This window comes from Actinoplanes sp. NPDC051475, from assembly GCF_040689425.1.
Classification (GTDB): domain Bacteria; phylum Actinomycetota; class Actinomycetes; order Mycobacteriales; family Micromonosporaceae; genus Actinoplanes.
This window is the reverse complement of record NZ_JBFAZZ010000014.1, coordinates 18,271-34,782: the sequence shown is the minus strand read 5'-3', so window position 1 is coordinate 34,782 and position 16,512 is coordinate 18,271. Positions and strand designations below refer to the sequence as shown.

Below are 16,512 nucleotides of genomic sequence, written 5' to 3'. Positions count from 1 at the left end.
CGTGCCGTCGTCCGAGGACCTGCACAAACGCCGGACGGCCGCCGTGGCCCGCGGCGTCGGCTCCGTGATCGCGTCCTACGTGGAGAGCGCCGGCGGTGGCACGCTCCGCGACGTCGACGGGCGGGAGTGGATCGACTTCGCCTCCGGCATCGCGGTCACCAACGTGGGCAACAGCGCGCCCGCGGTCGTCGCGGCAGTACGCGAGCAGGTCGAGCGCTTCACCCATACCTGTTTCATGGTCGCGCCGTACGAGTCGTACGTGGCGGTCTGCGAGCGGCTGATCGCGCTGACGCCGGGGGAGTTCGACAAGCGGGCGGCGCTGTTCAACTCCGGCGCCGAGGCCGTCGAGAACGCGGTGAAGATCGCCCGGCACGCCACGGGGCGCCCGGCCGTCGTCGTCTTCGACCACGCGTACCACGGCCGGACGAACCTCACGATGGCGCTGACCGCGAAGGTGATGCCGTACAAGCACCGGTTCGGGCCGTTCGCGCCGGAGGTCTACCGGGTTCCGATGTCCTATCCGCTGCGCGACGGCGGCCTGTCCGGGCCGGACGCCGCCATCCGAGCCCTCGACGTCATCGAGAAGCAGGTGGGCGGCGCCAACGTCGCCGCGGTGCTCATCGAGCCGATCCAGGGCGAGGGCGGCTTCGTCGTCCCGGCGCCGGGCTTCCTGCCCGCGATCTCCGCCTGGGCCAAGGGTGCCGGCGCGGTGTTCGTCGCCGACGAGATCCAGACCGGGTTCTGCCGTACGGGCGCCTGGTTCGCCAGCGAGCACGAGGGCGTCGACCCCGACCTGGTGACCACGGCGAAGGGCATGGGCGGCGGCCTGCCGATCGCGGGCGTGGTGGGGCGTGCCGAGCTGATGGACGCGGTGCACGCGGGCGGCCTGGGCGGCACGTACGGCGGCAACCCCGTCGCCTGCGCCGCCGCCCTGGCCGCCATCGACACGATGCGGGAGCTGGACCTGGCGGCCGCCGCGCGCGCGATCGAGGCCCGGATGCTGCCGGTCCTGCGCGAGCTGGCGGAACGGGACCCGGGCATCGGTGAGGCGCGCGGTCGCGGAGCCATGCTGGCGGTCGAGCTGGTGAAGCCGGGAGGCGTGGAGCCCGACGCGGCGCGTACGGCGATGGTCGCCAAGGCCTGCCACGCCGCCGGACTGCTGGTGCTCACCTGCGGGACGTACGGGAACGTCCTGCGTCTCCTCCCGCCGCTGGTGATCGGCGAGCGGGAGATGGACCGCGGCCTGGAGATCCTGCGGGCGGCCCTACTGGGTGCGTAGCGCCCAGGGGGAGCCGTAGGCGGTGAGCAGATCCAGGAAGGGCACGGCGTCGAAGGCCTCCGGGCCGAGCACGCCGGCGCCCGACCACGTCCCGGTGGCGAGCAGCTCCAGCGCGACCACGGGGTTGACGGCGGTCTGCCAGACCACCGCCTGCGAGCCGTACTCGCGCATGGACCACTGGTTGTCGACGACGTGGTAGAGGTACACGGTGCTCGGGGCGCCCTCCTTGTCGAGCCCGGTCACCAGCGTGCCCGCGCAGGTGGCTCCGGTCATCCGATCGCCCAGCGTCGACGGGTCGGGCAGGACCGCCGCGACCACGTCCCGCGGCGACACCGAGACGCCGCCGACCCGCACCGGGTGGGTCCGGTCGAGGCCGAGCTTGTGCAGGGTCTTGAGCACGTCGATGAACTCCTTGCCGAGCCCGTACTTGAAGGTGACCCGGCCGGCGTCGACCCAGCGGGGGATGAGCAGCACCTCCTCGTGCTCGACGTGGACGCACTCGACCGGCCCGATGCCGCCGGGGAAGTCGAAGGTCTCCGGCTCGGACAGCGGCTCGGTGGTGAACCAGCCCCGGCCGCGCTCGTAGACGACCGGCGGGTTGAGGCACTCCTCGATCGTCGTCCACACCGAGAAGGACGGCGCGAACTCGTAGCCCTCGACCACGAGGTTGCCGCCGTCGCGCACGCCGATCTCGTCGATGCGCGAGAAGAGATGATCGGCGGCGTACCGGGCGAAGACGTCGGAAAGCCCCGGCTCGACGCCCATGCCGACCAGGGCCAACCGGCCCGCGTCCTGCCACCGGCCGGCGGCGGCGAACTGCTCGTCGCCGAGTTTGACGCCGGTCCGCTCGAACGGCTGCTCCGGGTGCGGGTGCGACAGCGACATGGCCATGTCGAGGTAGTCGGCGCCGGCCGCGAGGGCACCTTCGAAGACCGGCATCACGAACCGCGGGTCGACGGCGTTCAGGACATGGGTGATGCCGTGCTCGCGGCACAGCGCCGCGACGGCCTCGGCGCACGAGGCGTCCACCCGCGCGGCGGTGAAGCGGCTGTCCGAGAGGGACGAAACCGCCCGCCGGGCGCGGGCGAGGTCGTAGTCGGCCACGACAAATCGGTCATAGAAGTCACGACGGGCGGCGATGCCGGTGGCCGCGGTGCCGACGCCACCGGCTCCGACGAGAAGGATGCGCATGAGGGGAGCGCCTTTCGCCAACTGAAACCTTGTCCGCAGAGCGTTGTGGCCACGGAAACACTTGTCAAGAGCGCCGGAAGCTGCGATAAACGTATGTACATGAAATCCCGCCACGGATTCCCTCGAGTACACGGAAGAGAACCACCGATTCCATTGCCGAAGCCGGGGCGCCGGGGAACAATCGCGGCGTGACGGACCAGGCACTGGACAGCATCAACAAGCAGATCATCGAGCACCTGCAGCGCGACGGACGGATGTCGTACGCGACGCTCGCCAAGACCATCGGGCTCTCGGAGGCCGCCGTGCGCCAACGCGTGCAACGCCTCCTGGACCACGGCCTCATGCAGATCGTCGCGGTCACCGACCCACTGACGCTCGGCTTCGCCCGCCAGGCGATGGTCGGCGTGAAGGTGCTCGGCGACATGCGCCGCGTCGCCGACGAGATCGCCGCCATCCCGGAGGTCGACTACGTGGTGATCTGCGCCGGTGGCTACGACATGCTCGTCGAGCTGGTATGCACCGACGACGAGCACCTGCTGGAGCTGTTGAACGACAAGATCCGGGCGATCGAGGGCGTGTCCGCGACGGAGACCTTCATGTATCTGAAGCTCGCGAAACAGACCTACGCGTGGGGAACGAGATGAGCCAGGACCTGTCAGCCGCTGCCCGTGACCACCTCTGGATGCACTTCACCCGGCTCTCGGCGTACACCGGTGCGGACGCCGGCGAGGTGCCGGTCATCGTGCGCGGCTCCGGTCCGTACATCTATGACCAGCACGGCAAGCGTTACCTGGACGGGCTGTCCGGCCTCTTCGTGGTGCAGGCCGGGCACGGCCGCACCGAGCTCGCCGAGGCCGCGGCCAAGCAGGCCGCCGAGCTGGCCTACTTCCCGGTCTGGTCGTACGCCCACCCCACCGCGGTCGAGCTGGCCGAGCGTCTCGCCGCGCTGGCCCCCGGCGACCTGAACCGGGTCTTCTTCACCACCGGCGGCTCCGAAGCCGTGGAGAGTGCCTGGAAGCTGGCCCGCAACTACTTCAAGCTGACCGGCAAGCCGATGAAGACCAAGGCGATCTCCCGCAACGTCGCCTACCACGGCACCACCATGGGCGCCCTGTCGATCACCGGCCTGCCGCTGCTCAAGCAGCAGTACGAGCCGCTGGTGCCGAGCACGATCCGGGTGCCGAACACCAACTACTACCGGCGCCCCGACGAGTCCATGACCGAGGAGCAGTTCGGCATCTGGGCGGCCGACCGGATCGCCGAGGCCATCGAGTTCGAGGGGCCGGACACGGTCGCCTGCGTCTACCTCGAGCCGGTGCAGAATGCCGGCGGCTGCTTCCCGCCGCCGCCCGGCTACTTCCAGCGGGTCCGCGAGATCTGCGATCGCTACGACGTGCTGCTCGTGTCGGACGAGGTGATCTGCGCGTTCGGCCGGCTGGGGGAGTACTTCGGCTCCCAGCGCTACGGCTACACCCCGGACATCATCACCTGCGCCAAGGGGCTCACCTCCGGCTACGTCCCGCAGGGCGCGATGATCGCCTCGGAGCGCCTGGTCGAGCCGTTCCTCACCGGCGACGCGTCGTTCGCGCACGGCATCACCTTCGGCGGTCACCCGGTCGCCTCAGCCGTGGCGCTGACCAACCTGGACATCTTCGAGCGCGAGGACCTCAACGGCCACGTCCGCGCGCAGACCGGGCTGTTCCGCTCGTACCTCGAGCGGCTGCGCGACCTGCCGATCGTCGGCGACGTCCGCGGCGACGGCTACTTCTTCGGCATCGAGCTGGTGAAGGACAAGGCGACCAAGACCACCTTCGACGACGACGAGTCGGACAGGCTGTTGCGCGGCTTCCTCTCCCAGGCGTTGTTCGACGCCGGGCTCTACTGCCGCGCCGACGACCGCGGCGACCCGGTGGTGCAGCTCGCGCCGCCGCTGATCTGCGAGGAACCGCACTTCGCCGAGATCGAGCAGATCCTGCGGACGGTGCTGAGCGAGGCATGGACCCGGCTCTGAGCCCCTCCTTCTGGCTCGGCTCGCTCGGCCCGCTCACCCGCCGCGCACCGCTGCCCGGCGACACCACTGCCGACGTCGCGATCGTCGGCGGGGGCTACACCGGGCTGTGGACCGCGTACTACCTCGCCGTCGCCGCGCCGCACCTGCGCATCGTCGTGCTGGAGGCCGAGTACTGCGGCTTCGGCGCGTCCGGGCGCAACGGCGGCTGGTGCTCCGGCCTCTTCCCGGTCGGCTCCGACCGGCTCGCCCGCCGGTACGGCGCGGGGCCGGCCGAGGCCCTCCACCGCCACCTCGTGGACACCGTCGACGAGGTCGGCCGGGTCGCGGCGGCGGAGGGCATCGACTGCCACTACGCCAAGGGCGGGACGGTGACGCTGGCGCGCTCCCGCGCCCAGTTGCGCCGGGCGGAGGCGTCGCCGGACTTCATCGACGCGGACACCGCGGCCAAGATCTGCGGAGCCACGGACGTGCTCGGGGGCACGTACAGCCCGGACTGCGCGGCTTTGCACCCGGCGCGGCTCGTCCGCGGGCTCGCCGAGGCCGTCGAGCGGCGCGGGGTCACGGTGCACGAGGACACCCGCGTGCTCGGGCTGCGGCGCAGTGCGGTGGAGACCGATCGCGGCACCGTGCGCGCCCCGATGATCGTGCGGGCGCTCGAGGGCTACACCGCCGGGCTGCCCGGGCATCGCCGGGACCTCGCGCCGGTCTACTCGCTGATGATCGCGACCGCGCCCCTGGACCCCGCGACCTGGGAGCGGATCGGCCTGGCGCGGCGCGAGACCTTCAGCGACGAACGGCACCTCGTCGTGTACGGCCAGCGCACCGCCGACGACCGCCTCGCCTTCGGGGGCCGGGGCGCGCCGTACCACTTCGGTTCCCGGGTGCGGCCGGCGTACGACCGGGTGCCGGGGGTGTTCGAGGCCTTGCGGGCCACGCTCACCGAGATGTTCGGCATCGACCCGCCGATCGCCGCGCGGTGGGGTGGACCGCTGGGCATCCCGCGGGACTGGATGCCGTCGGTGGGCCTGCACGAGGGCATCGCCTGGGCCGGTGGCTACGTCGGCGACGGCGTGGCGGCGGCCAATCTTGCCGGGCGTACGCTCGCCGACCTGATCCTCGGCGACCTCACCGAACGCACGACGCTGCCGTGGGTGGGCCACCGCTCGCGCCGCTGGGAACCGGAACCGCTGCGCTGGCTGGGCATCAACGCCGCCCTGCACGTCACGGCCCTGCGCGACGCCTGGGAACGGCGATGATTCATGTCACAAAGCTCGCGTTTCCCCGCGTAGAACGCTGATCGGACAGGCGGCCCTCGGCCCTTCGGTCGAGGACCGGGGCGGGACCGGGATCGTACGGTTGCAACCGATTCGCTCCCTCCCTCATCCCCCCGGAGTACCGATGCGTTCCACGCCGACCGCCCGCCGTACCGCGGCAGCGATCGCTCTCACCGTGCCGGCCGCGCTCATCAGCGTCGCCGGCCCGGTCCAGGCCGCCGACCCCGCCGCCCCGGCGTACTCGCTGGCCTCCACCGTGAGCCCGGCGCCCCTGGCGGCCGCCGAGTGCACGGACCCCACCTGCATCGTCGTCGCGGCCCCGCGCGGCGGCACGCTGGACGACTACGCGGTGATCAACGCGGCCATCACGACGGCGGCGTCGCGGACCGTCCCGGCGGTCATGTCGGCGGACGGCACCGTCGCCACCCCGGCCGTCACGGCCACGGTGCTGCTGCGCAGCGGCACGTACCGGATCACCAAGGGCCTCAAGCTGCCCCCGAACGTCAACCTGCAGGGCGCCGGGATCGGCGTCACCACCCTGCTCATGGACCCGACGGTGAACTGGCGGAACTTCAGCTACAGCTACCTGGTCCTGCCGAACGGCGTCGACCAGGCCGGCAGCACGAACCTGGTCTCCGACCTGACGGTCAACGGCAACTGCCGCACCGACGCGGGCGCCCCCACGCCGTCCGCCCTGCCGGGCCGTCCGGGCGACGCCTGCGACTTCCTCGCCCCGACCGGCGCCACCGGTAACACCGGCGGCGGCATCAAGGTCGGCGACCGCTGGACCGTGCGCCAGGTCCGGTTCACCAACTTCGAGTACTTCAAGCTGTGGGTGAACGGCACCAAGGACGCGCACATCATCGACAACCGCTTCGACAACTGGGGCGGTGCCGAGTCCGACGGTGAGGACAACATCGGCGGTGGTGGCCTGAACGAGAACACGGTCATCGAGTACAACCAGTACGACGTCACCGCGCGCGGGAACTTCTTCGACTTCACCAACGCGGTCAACACGACGGTTCGCAACAACATCGTGCACACCAACCGCACGGTGGCGGCGGCCCGCAAGGTCACCGAGTACGGCAACCTCTACTTCGAGGGCGTCATGGGCGGCACCGTGACCGGCAACGTGCTGGAGGGCTCGCACATCGTGCTGCAGTCCAACGCGCGCTACTCGCACGTCGCCCCGAACAAGGACATCAACCAGCCCCGCGACATCCTGGTGGCGAGCAACCACATCATGGACTCCGCGACGGCCGGCGTGGCCATCGGCTACGAGGACTACCTCGACAGCGACAACACCGGCGGCACGCCCGACACCCTGATGCTGGAGAGCGCCGTCGGCTCTGTCGACCACTACGTGCGCCTCGGCGGCAACAACATCGTCCGCGACAACGTCATCGAGCGTTCGCGGGAGAGCGGCATCCTCGTCTACGGCAACGCCGCCGTGAAGAACAGCCCGGACACCATCGTCGGCAACCGGGTCGTCGACTCGGGCGTCGCCGGCTCGCTGACCTACAACACCGGCGTCGGCTACTTCGAGACCGCGGGCATCGGCGTCTCCGCCGGCACCGGCGACATGATCTACGGCAACGAGATCGTCGACGACCAGGCCCGCCCGACCACCTGGTACGGCGTGCAGATCGGCGCCCGCAAGGGCACCTCGGTCCCGACCGGCACGGTGCTCACCGGCCCGAACGGCGAGACCAACACCACCACGGGCATCGTCGCGTCGCCGGTGCGCTACGGCATGCTCGCCCCGGAGGCTCCGGCCGGCCTCACGGCCACCGCGTCGGGTCTCACCTGGAGCGAGTCGTACGCCACGACCAACCCGATCGCCGGCTACCGCGTGTACCGCGACGGGACCCTCCTCGCCGACCTGCCGGTGGGCAGCGCCGAGGTGCCGGGCAACCTGTACACCGCCGACGAGGCGAGCATGGAGTCCGTCACGGCGGGCCTGGCCGGCTGGACCGCCGGCGGCGGCACGACGGTGACGCGCGTCGACACCGCCGGTGCCCTCGGCGGGGCGTCGCTGCAGGTCAAGGCCACCACGGCCGGCCAGATCAGCGCGTACGGCCGCAAGGTCCCGGTCACCGCGGGCACCACGTACACGGCGGTCGCCTCCTTCCAGGCCGGCACCACCGCCCGCCGCGTCCGGGCCGGCCTGGCGTACGTCGACGCCGCCGGCAAGATCACCCGCCTCGGCAGCAACAACACGGCCACGGTCGACTCCACCACCGGCTGGCTGACCAGCTCCTACTCGGCCGCCGCGCCGGCCGGGTCGGTCACGGTCCAGGCGTTCCTCATGGTCGAGGGCGCCGCCGTGGGTGAGGCCCACCTGATCGACCGCATGGGCCTGGTCACCGGCTCGGTGACCGAACAGTGGGCCGACCCGGCGGGCACCGCGGGCCGCTACGACGTGGTCTCGTACGCCGTGACCGGCGACAACTCTCCGGTCGCCCGCGTCACCCTCTGACGCATCCCGCTCCTCGGGGCCCGGCTTCCGCCACGGAGGCCGGGCCCTTCCCTTTGCTCTCAGCTAGTAACCCAGCCTCCTAGGATGCGCCAGCTGCGGTGCGCCCGCGCTCACCGCAGGAGTTCTCCTCCGGGAAGATCGGGTGAGAAAATTCGGCCGGCGATGTCGAGAACCCCCGACCGGCTCCGTCCCCGCGGTGGACGTGACCACAACGGGTCGCACCAGCACCGAGGAGAACCACCATGGCCAAGTACCTGCTGCTGAAGCACTACCGTGGCGCCCCGGCTCCGGTCAACGACGTCTGCATGGACCAGTGGACGCCGGAGGAGATCTCGGCGCACATGCAGTACATGCACGACTTCGCAGCCCGGCTGGAGACGACCGGCGAGTTCGTCGACGGCCAGGCGGTCGCCCCCGAGGGGACCTGGGTCAGGTACGACGGTGAGGGCCGCCCGCCGGTCACCGACGGCCCGTTCGCCGAGACCAAGGACCTCATCGCCGGCTGGATGGTGATCGACGTGGACAGCTACGAGCGCGCCGTCGAGCTGGCCGGGGAGCTGTCGGCCGCACCGGGGGCCGGCGGCAAGCCGATCCACGAGTGGCTCGAGCTGCGCCCGTTCCTGTCCGCGCCGCCCACCATCACGGAGTGACCCCTTGATCGACGAGGCCCTCCTCCGGAGCCTCACGCCGGGCGTCCTGGGCATCCTCGTCCGCCGCGGAGCCGACTTCGCGGCGGCCGAGGACGCCGTGCAGGACGCCCTGGTCGAGGCGGTACGCACCTGGCAGGCCGACCCGCCGCGGGACCCCAAGGGCTGGCTGATCGCCGTGGCCTGGCGCCGGTTCCTCGACGCGACCCGGGCGGACGCCGCCCGCCGCCGCCGCGAGGACCTGGCCGACGAGGAACCGGCACCCGGACCCGCCCCCGCCGCGGACGACACGCTCCAGCTCTACTTCCTGTGCGCCCACCCGTCCCTGACGCCGTCGTCCGCGGTCGCGCTCACCCTGCGCGCCGTCGGCGGCCTCACGACCCGCCAGATCGCCGAGGCCTACCTGGTGCCCGAGGCGACCATGGCCCAGCGCATCAGCCGCGCCAAGCGCACCGTCTCCGGCGTACGGTTCGACCAGCCCGGCGACGTCGCGACCGTGCTGCGCGTCCTCTACCTGGTCTTCAACGAGGGCTACTCCGGCGACGTCGACCTCGCCGCCGAAGCCATCCGCCTCACCCGCCGCCTCACGGCTGCGATCGACCACCCCGAGGTGGCGGGCCTGCTCGCCCTCATGCTGCTCCACCACGCCCGGCGTGCCACCCGGACGGCCCCCGACGGCAGCCTGGTGCCGCTCGCCGAGCAGGACCGAGGCCGGTGGGACGTCGCATTGATCGCCGAGGGCGTCGAGATCCTCCAGGCGGCCCTCGCCCGCGACCGCTTGGGCGAGTTCCAGGCCCAGGCCGCCATCGCGGCACTTCACGCCGACGCCCCCACCGCCGGCGAGACCGACTGGGTGCAGATCGTCGAGTGGTACGACGAACTCACCCGCCTGACCGACAGCCCGGTGGTCCGGCTCAACCGGGCGGTGGCGGTCGGCGAGGCCGACGGCCCCCGCGCCGGCCTGGCGGCCCTCGCGGCCCTCGACGACACCCTGCCCCGCCACACGGCGGTGGCGGCCTACCTCCACGAACGCGACGGCGACCCGGTGACGGCGGCACGCCTGTACGCCGAGGCGGCCCGAAAAGCCCCCAACCTCGCCGAACGCGACCACCTGACCCGCCAGGCCGCCCGCCTCAACGCCCGCTTACGTCACTAAGTCCTGCGCGGTGTGAACACGCCGGTCGTGTCCTCCGGGAGCACCCGCTCAGCCCACCGGCGACACATACGCTCGGACGAACCAGTCCGCCACCACAGCGCGATGAAGGTGACCGACGACGGTCACGCCCTCCCCGCCCATGGCGACGTGCAGATGGACCTTTCCCTGGGTCACCTCGCCGGTTCCGGTGATCTCGAAGGGCGCGACGTAGTCGGTCAGGATGTCACCGAGCGGATCGCCCTTCGGCATTACTGACACCGTGGCCTCCTGCACGGCGCCGATGAGCACGATCGAGGCGTACGAGGTCCCCCGCGAGGTGACCTCCGCCTGAATGGTCGTCAGTACCTCTTGCCCTTTGTCTACTTGCACGACGAACGAGGACAACGATTCTCCTTGATCAGATCGAAAGGGGGTCGACTCCGGCGAGGACGGCGCCGATGGCCCGAAGGTTCTCGCGGCTCTGCTCCGCAGCGAGCGCGGTCACGAGGATGTTGGAGACCAGTTCGGGCCGGCATCGGGACAAGAGCACCACAGAGCACCACCGCGCGCCCGCGTCGTTCGGGTTGGTCACCTCAGCGGCGATGCGTTCGACGTGGGCGGGATCCAGCTCCGTCGGTTGACGGATCAGATCGGCGGCACGATCCCATCCGAGCCCGAGTACCCGGTACGCCACTGCGGTCAGGTACAGCTCGCGCACCTCGGGATCAGTGCGCAGCACCCCTACAGCCTCGCTCTCCGCAGTCGGGCTACGTACCTTCGCCAGAATCCCCGCCGCGTTCACCCGCAGCACCGCCTTACCCCGGGACGCCCATCGGGCCAACGACGCGAGCGATCCGACCTCCCGGGCGACGAGCGCCGCCACCGCCCGATCCGTGGCGTGGGAGGTCTGCACGCCGGTCAGCAGACCTGTCCGGCCGCTGTGGATGTCGTGCGCGATCCCCGACAACGAGATCCCCGCCTGCTCGCGAGCTTCTCTCGGTGTCCGTCCGAGATCACTCATCTGCACCTTCGGAGGGTGGTTGGAGTGGGTTGGAGACACCGCGTTGGGCTATTCGGTGAGGGCGACCACCGAGCGCCGGATCGAAGCGGCCGGCGTCAGGAGTCGAAGCCGAGCCCCACCCGGTCCAGCGCCCGCAGCCACAGGTTGCGCCGCCCCTCGTGGCGGTCGGCCTGCGCGATCGACCACCGCGTCAGCTGGATCACCCCCGTGCGTACGGGCTCCGGCGGGAACGGCACCGGCTTCGTCCGCACCAGCTTCAGCTCGGTCAACTCCGTACGCCGCCCCGAGAGCAGGTCGAGCATCACGTTCGCGCCGAAGCGGGTCGCACCCACGCCCAGGCCTGTGTACCCCGCCGCGTAGGCGAGCCGCCCGCTGTGTGCCGTACCGAAGAATCCGCTGAACCGGCTGCACGCGTCGATGACGCCGCCCCATTTGTGGGTGAAGCGCACGTCGGCGAGCGGGGGGAAGGTGTCCGCGAAGTGGCGGGCCAGGACGCGGAAGGTCTCCTCGCGCTGGTCGTGGTCGGTGGTGATGCGGCCGCCGCGGTAGTAGACGGCGTCGTAGCCGCCCCACAGGATGCGGTTGTCGGCGCTGAGGCGGTAGTAGTGGAACTGGTTGCCGGAGTCGCCGATGCCCTGACGGTGGCGCCAGCCGATCGTGGCCAGCTGGGCGTCGGTGAGCGGCTCGGTCATGAGGGCGTAGTCGTACACCGGGATCACGTAGTGGCGCAGCCGGCGCAGCAGGCTGCCGTGCGCGCCGGTGGCCAGCGCGACGTGGCGGGCGTCGACGCGGCCGCGGAGCGTCTGGAGTCGCAGGCCGTCCCGGATCGGCTCGATGCGGTCGACGCGGGTGTTCTCGTAGAGGCGGACGCCGAGGTCGAGGCAGGCCCGGCGCAGGCCCCAGACCAGGCGGGCCGGGTCGACCATCGCGCAGCCGTCGCGGTCCCAGGCCCCGCCCAGGTACGTGGGGGAGTCGACCTCCGCCCGTACGGCGTCGCGGTCGAGCACCAGGACGTCGAGGCCGCGTGCGGCGGCCGCCGACTGACTACAAAGAAGTTCGCGCAGCTGCCAGGGCGCGGTCGCGACGAGCAGTTCGCCCGTACGCTCGAAGCCGCAGTCGATGTCGTGGCGCCGTACCGTTTCTTCGATCTCGGCGAGGTTGCGCCGGCCGAGCCGTTCCAGGGTGTCCATCTCGCCGGGGAAGCGGCTGAGCCCGTTGTCGAAGCCGTGGGTGAGGCTCGCGGCGCAGAAGCCGCCGTTGCGTCCTGAGGCCGCCCACCCGGCGGTGCCGGCCTCGACGACGACCACGTCGCGGCTCGGGTCGCGTTCCTTGGCGAGCAGGGCCGTCCACAGTCCGCTGTAGCCGGCGCCGATGACGGCGAGGTCGGCCGTCTCGGCGGCCGCCAGCGGGTCCGCGGCCGGGGGCGCGCCGGGCTGCCGCAGCCAGTACGGCTCCGGTGCGGCGTCGGCGAGGGTGCGCACGGGTCAGCCGCGCCGCTGCGGCCGGGAGCGGATGCTGGTGATCACCGCGATCAGCACCCCGACCATGAAGATCAGCGTGCCCATGACGTTGACCTGCGGCGGCAGGCCGACCCGGGTGGAGCCCCAGATCCACAGCGGGAACGTGGTGGCGGTGCCGGCGGTGAAGTTGGTGACCACGAAGTCGTCGATGCTCAGCGCGAAGGCCAGCAGCATGCCGGACATGACCGCCGGCAGGATGATCGGGAAGGTCACCCGCCAGAACGTCGTCCAGGGGGTCGCGCCGAGGTCGGCGGCCGCCTCCTCGAGGGAGCGGTCGAGGGTGAGCACCCGGGCCCGCACCACCACGGCGACGAACGAGATGCAGAACATGACGTGCGCGATGGTGATCGTCACGACGCCCGGCCCGACGCCCAGCGACACGAAGAGGGTGAGCAGCGAGGCGCCCATGACGAGTTCGGGGGAGGAGATGGCGGCGAACATGACGAGGTTGACCGTGCCGGAGCCGCGGAAGCGGAAGCGGCCCAGCGCGTAGCCGACGCCGGTGCCGAGCGCGCCGGCGAGGAGCATCGTCACGACCGCGACGACCAGGGAGGTGACCAGCGCGCGGGTGAGTTCGTCCAGCTCGAAGACGCGGCCGTACCACTTGACCGTGAAGCCGTCCCAGGTCTGGTTGTAGCGGCCCGGTGTGTCGTTGAAGCCGAAGAGGATCATGATGAGCACCGGCAGCGTGAGCCAGAGGATCACCAGCCACGTGTACGCGTACAGCACCCGCCGGCCGGTCATCGTGCCGCCACCTTCATCACGTCCTCGGTGCCGAGCGCCCGCGCGTACGTGAACACGCCGATGAGCAGCACCGCCATCAGCGTGAAGGACAGCGCCGAGGCGGTCGGGTAGTTGGAGCTGGTCAGGTACTGCGACTGGATGACCTGGCCGATCATCGTGGTGGAGGAGCTGCCCAGCACCGCCGAGTTCACGTAGTCGGAGCTGGCCGGCACGAACGTCATGAGCACGCCCGCGAAGACGCCGGGCAGCGCCAGCGGGAAGATGACCTTGCGGAAGGCGGTGGCCGGGTCGGCGTACAGGTCGCGGGCCGCCTCGACCACCCGCGGGTCGATGCGTTCCAGCGCCACGTAGACCGGCAGCACCATGAACGGCAGGAAGTTGTAGACCAGCCCGCCGATCACGGCGACCGGGGTGCCGAGGATGTGGAACTCCGCGGGCAGCAGGCCGGCGTCCTTGAGCGGGCCGAGCAGCATGCCCTCGTCGGTGAGGATCATCCGCCAGGAGATCGTGCGCAGGACGAAGGACACGAAGAACGGCAGGAGCAGCAGGAACAGGTACGTCGGTTTGCGCCGCCCGCCGTAGAACGCGATCCAGTACGCGACCGGGAACGCCAGCACGATCAGGATCAGCGTGGTGATCGCGCCGTAGATCAGCGACCTGACGAGCTGGGCCTCGTAGTTGACCACGGCGTCCACGTAGGTCTGCCAGTGCCCGGTGAGCACGTAGCCGTTGACGACGTCGCCCTCCTGCAGCGACAGCGACAGCATGGTGACCATCGGCACGACGAAGAACAGCAGCAGCCAGAGCCCGCCGGGCAGGACGAGCAGGTACGGGGCGACCCTGCGGCGCAGCACGGCTCAGCCCAGCACGATGGGTTCGAAGATGCCCTGGTACTCCTGCTGTTCGGCCGGGGTGGCGAAGTCGCGGAAGTAGTGCAGCTTGGCGTAGTCGCCGGCGGCGGGGAACACCAGCGGGCTGTTCGCGACCGCCTCCAGGGACGCCTTGTCGTCGCCGGACTTGGCCGCCGCGTCCTTCTGGATCTGTTCCTTGGCGGCCGGCACCGGGCAGACGTAGTTGATGTACTCGGCCAGCGAGGCGGCGGTGTCGACCTGGTAGAAGAAGTCGATCAGCTTGATCGCGTCGAGCGGGTTCCTCGCGGTGACCGGGATGGCGAAGTTGTCGGTCCAGATGCTGCCGCCCTCCTCGGGGATCACGAACTTGAGGTCCGTGCCGTCGGAGACGTTCTTCTGGAAGATGTCGCCGGACCAGGCCTGGGTGATCCAGACCTCGCCCTTGCCGAGCGCGTCGACGTAGCTCTGGTCGTAGTAGTTGCGGATGATGCCGGCGCTCTTCTGCTCCTTGAGCTTGGCGGCCGCCTTCTTCCAGTCGTCGGGCGTGGACTTCGCCGGGTCGATGCCGAGCGCGAGCATGCCGAAGTTGCCCAGCTCCTGGGTGTCGGAGAACATGCCGACCTTGCCCTTGAAGGCGGGATCCCACAGGTCGGCGAGCTTGGTGATCGGCCGGGTGATCTTCTTCGGGTCGTACGCGATCCCGGTCATGCCCGACGTCCACGGGACGGTGTAGACGTTGCCCCGGTCGAACGCCTCGTTCCGGTACGCCGGGTCGGCGTTGGCGGCGTAGTTCGGCAGCTTGGTGTGGTCGAGCGGGGCGAGGAAGCCGGCGTCGACGAACTGCTTGAACTGGACGCCGTTGGTGATGACCATGAGGTCGAAGCCGATGTCCTGGCCGGCCTTGAGCTGCGGCTGCACCTTGGCGAACCAGGGGCCCATCTCCTGGATGACCTCCTGGTAGCCGACCTGCACGCCGGTCGCCGCGGTGAACTTCTTCAGCTCGGGGTGCGCGGGGTCCATGTAGAGCGGCCAGTTGGCGAAGTTGACCTTGCCGTTGCTCGTCCTGCCGGACCAGTACTTCGCCACGGCGTCCGCGGCGGGTGCGCTCGCGCCGGGCGAGCCCTTGCCCTTGACGCCGCAGGCGGTCAGGGCCGTGCCGAGGGCCGCCAGGCCGGACAGTTTGAGGGCGTCGCGGCGGTCGAAGCGCCGCTGGGTCAGGCCGCGGAGCAGGGCCGGATGGGGGGTGGGGGGCTGGCTCATCGGACTCCGATCGGGTACGAGTGCTGCGGACTCCAGGTCAGGTGGACGCGGTCGCCGGGTGCCGCCAGATCCTCGGCCGAGAACGCGTTCTGGTCGAACACCACGAGGTCCGCGCCCGCTGCCGTCTTCACCGTGTAGTTGGTGGAGGTGCCGTGGTAGACCACGTCGGTCACCACGCCGGTCAGGACGCTGCCCCCGTCGCCGACGGGCGCGTCGCGGCTCAGGTCGATCTTCTCCGGGCGTACGGACACCTCGAGGGCGTCGCCGGCGCGCACGCTCGCGGGCACCGGCACGAGCACCCGCTCGTCCGGGCCGTACGCCAGCACGGCGATCCCGTCGCCGACGGTCTCCGCGGGCCCGTCGAGGAGGTTGGACGTACCGATGAAGCCCGCGACGAAGCGGGTCGCCGGCCGTTCGTAGATCTCCCGGGGCGAGCCGAGCTGCTCGATGGTGCCGGCCTGCATCACCGCGATCCGGTCGGACATGGTGAGCGCCTCGCCCTGGTCGTGGGTGACGTAGACGAAGGTGATGCCGACCTCGCGCTGGATGCGCTTGAGCTCGATCTGCATCTGCTGGCGCAGCTTGAGGTCGAGCGCGCCGAGCGGCTCGTCCAGCAGCAGGGCCCGCGGCCCGTTGACGAGTGCCCGGGCGAGCGCGACCCGCTGCTGCTGGCCGCCGGACATCTCGCGCGGGGAGCGCTTCTCCATGCCGGTCAGCGAGACGATCTCCAGGATCTCGCCGACCCGGCGGCGGACCTCGTCCTTGGCGACCTTCCTGCGCTCCAGACCGAAGGCCACATTCTGGTACGTCGTCAGGTGCGGGAACAGCGCGTACGACTGGAACACCATGTTGACGTCCCGTTTGTGCGGCGCCACCTGGGTGACGTCCCGGCCGTCGAGGAACACCGCGCCCCCGGTGGGCTCCTCGAAGCCGGCGATCATCCGCATGGTCGTGGTCTTCCCGCAGCCGGACGGGCCCAGCAGGGAGAAGAACTCGCCCGGCCCCACGGCCAGGTCCAGCGGGCGCACGGCCCGTACCGTCTCGCCGTGGGACAGGAAGTCCTTGTACACGCCCACGAGCTCGATGGCGGCGTCGTTCAT

The 16,512-nt window shown here is 70.8% G+C and carries 15 protein-coding genes; 7 read left to right on the top strand and 8 right to left on the bottom strand.

Going from position 1 to position 16,512, the window contains the following annotated elements:
* The first annotated feature begins 1 nt into the window (after window position 1).
* The gene (gene gabT / locus AB0368_RS26715; RefSeq protein ID WP_366156712.1) at window positions 2–1,279 is read left to right on the top strand and encodes a 4-aminobutyrate--2-oxoglutarate transaminase; all 1,278 of its coding nucleotides are present in this window, start codon (window positions 2–4) and stop codon (window positions 1,277–1,279) included.
* Here gabT and AB0368_RS26710 read toward each other — a convergent pair.
* On the bottom strand, window positions 1,265–2,470 hold the full coding sequence (locus AB0368_RS26710; protein WP_366156711.1) for a saccharopine dehydrogenase C-terminal domain-containing protein: 1,206 nt from the start codon (window positions 2,468–2,470) through the stop codon (window positions 1,265–1,267). The two genes, gabT and AB0368_RS26710, sit on opposite strands and share 15 nt — an antisense overlap.
* A 188-nt stretch (window positions 2,471–2,658) precedes the next feature.
* Between AB0368_RS26710 and AB0368_RS26705 the strand changes: the two genes are divergently transcribed.
* The 6 genes from AB0368_RS26705 (at window position 2,659) to AB0368_RS26680 (ending at window position 10,037) form a co-directional block, all read left to right on the top strand.
* Window positions 2,659–3,114: an Lrp/AsnC family transcriptional regulator gene (locus tag AB0368_RS26705; RefSeq protein ID WP_366156710.1), complete on the top strand. Its 456-nt coding sequence runs from the start codon at window positions 2,659–2,661 to the stop codon at window positions 3,112–3,114.
* The gene (locus AB0368_RS26700) at window positions 3,111–4,481 is read left to right on the top strand and encodes an aspartate aminotransferase family protein (RefSeq protein ID WP_366156709.1); all 1,371 of its coding nucleotides are present in this window, start codon (window positions 3,111–3,113) and stop codon (window positions 4,479–4,481) included. Before AB0368_RS26705 ends, AB0368_RS26700 begins: the two co-directional genes overlap by 4 nt.
* Entirely contained in the window at window positions 4,466–5,737 is a 1,272-nt protein-coding gene (locus AB0368_RS26695) for an FAD-binding oxidoreductase (RefSeq protein ID WP_366156708.1), read from the top strand. Before AB0368_RS26700 ends, AB0368_RS26695 begins: the two co-directional genes overlap by 16 nt.
* Window positions 5,738–5,879: 142 nt before the next feature.
* A complete protein-coding gene (locus AB0368_RS26690) occupies window positions 5,880–8,234 on the top strand; it encodes a glycosyl hydrolase family 28-related protein (protein WP_366156707.1) in 2,355 nt (784 codons plus the stop codon).
* A gap of 242 nt (window positions 8,235–8,476) precedes the next feature.
* The gene (locus AB0368_RS26685; RefSeq protein WP_366156706.1) at window positions 8,477–8,884 is read left to right on the top strand and encodes a YciI family protein; all 408 of its coding nucleotides are present in this window, start codon (window positions 8,477–8,479) and stop codon (window positions 8,882–8,884) included.
* 7 nt (window positions 8,885–8,891) lie between these two features.
* Entirely contained in the window at window positions 8,892–10,037 is a 1,146-nt protein-coding gene (locus AB0368_RS26680) for a DUF6596 domain-containing protein (RefSeq protein ID WP_366156927.1), read from the top strand.
* A gap of 48 nt (window positions 10,038–10,085) precedes the next feature.
* On the opposite strand, the gene AB0368_RS26675 is transcribed toward AB0368_RS26680, so the two are convergent.
* The 7 genes from AB0368_RS26675 to AB0368_RS26645 form a co-directional block, all read right to left on the bottom strand.
* Complete coding sequence (locus tag AB0368_RS26675) at window positions 10,086–10,421, bottom strand: DUF296 domain-containing protein (RefSeq protein ID WP_366156705.1); 336 nt, start codon at window positions 10,419–10,421, stop codon at window positions 10,086–10,088.
* Between the two features lie 13 nt (window positions 10,422–10,434).
* On the bottom strand, window positions 10,435–10,899 hold the full coding sequence (locus tag AB0368_RS26670; RefSeq protein ID WP_366156704.1) for a hypothetical protein: 465 nt from the start codon (window positions 10,897–10,899) through the stop codon (window positions 10,435–10,437).
* 233 nt (window positions 10,900–11,132) lie between these two features.
* Window positions 11,133–12,518: an FAD-dependent oxidoreductase gene (locus AB0368_RS26665; protein ID WP_366156703.1), complete on the bottom strand. Its 1,386-nt coding sequence runs from the start codon at window positions 12,516–12,518 to the stop codon at window positions 11,133–11,135.
* Between the two features lie 3 nt (window positions 12,519–12,521).
* A complete protein-coding gene (locus AB0368_RS26660; RefSeq protein WP_366156702.1) occupies window positions 12,522–13,301 on the bottom strand; it encodes an ABC transporter permease in 780 nt (259 codons plus the stop codon).
* Window positions 13,298–14,155, bottom strand: coding sequence for an ABC transporter permease (locus AB0368_RS26655; protein WP_366156701.1), 858 nt, complete (start codon window positions 14,153–14,155; stop codon window positions 13,298–13,300). The genes AB0368_RS26660 and AB0368_RS26655 overlap by 4 nt, the downstream gene beginning before the upstream one ends.
* A gap of 3 nt (window positions 14,156–14,158) precedes the next feature.
* Window positions 14,159–15,412 (bottom strand): spermidine/putrescine ABC transporter substrate-binding protein, encoded by a 1,254-nt coding sequence (locus tag AB0368_RS26650; protein WP_366156700.1) that lies wholly within the window; start codon window positions 15,410–15,412, stop codon window positions 14,159–14,161.
* The gene (locus tag AB0368_RS26645) at window positions 15,409–16,512 is read right to left on the bottom strand and encodes an ABC transporter ATP-binding protein (protein ID WP_366156699.1); all 1,104 of its coding nucleotides are present in this window, start codon (window positions 16,510–16,512) and stop codon (window positions 15,409–15,411) included. Before AB0368_RS26645 ends, AB0368_RS26650 begins: the two co-directional genes overlap by 4 nt.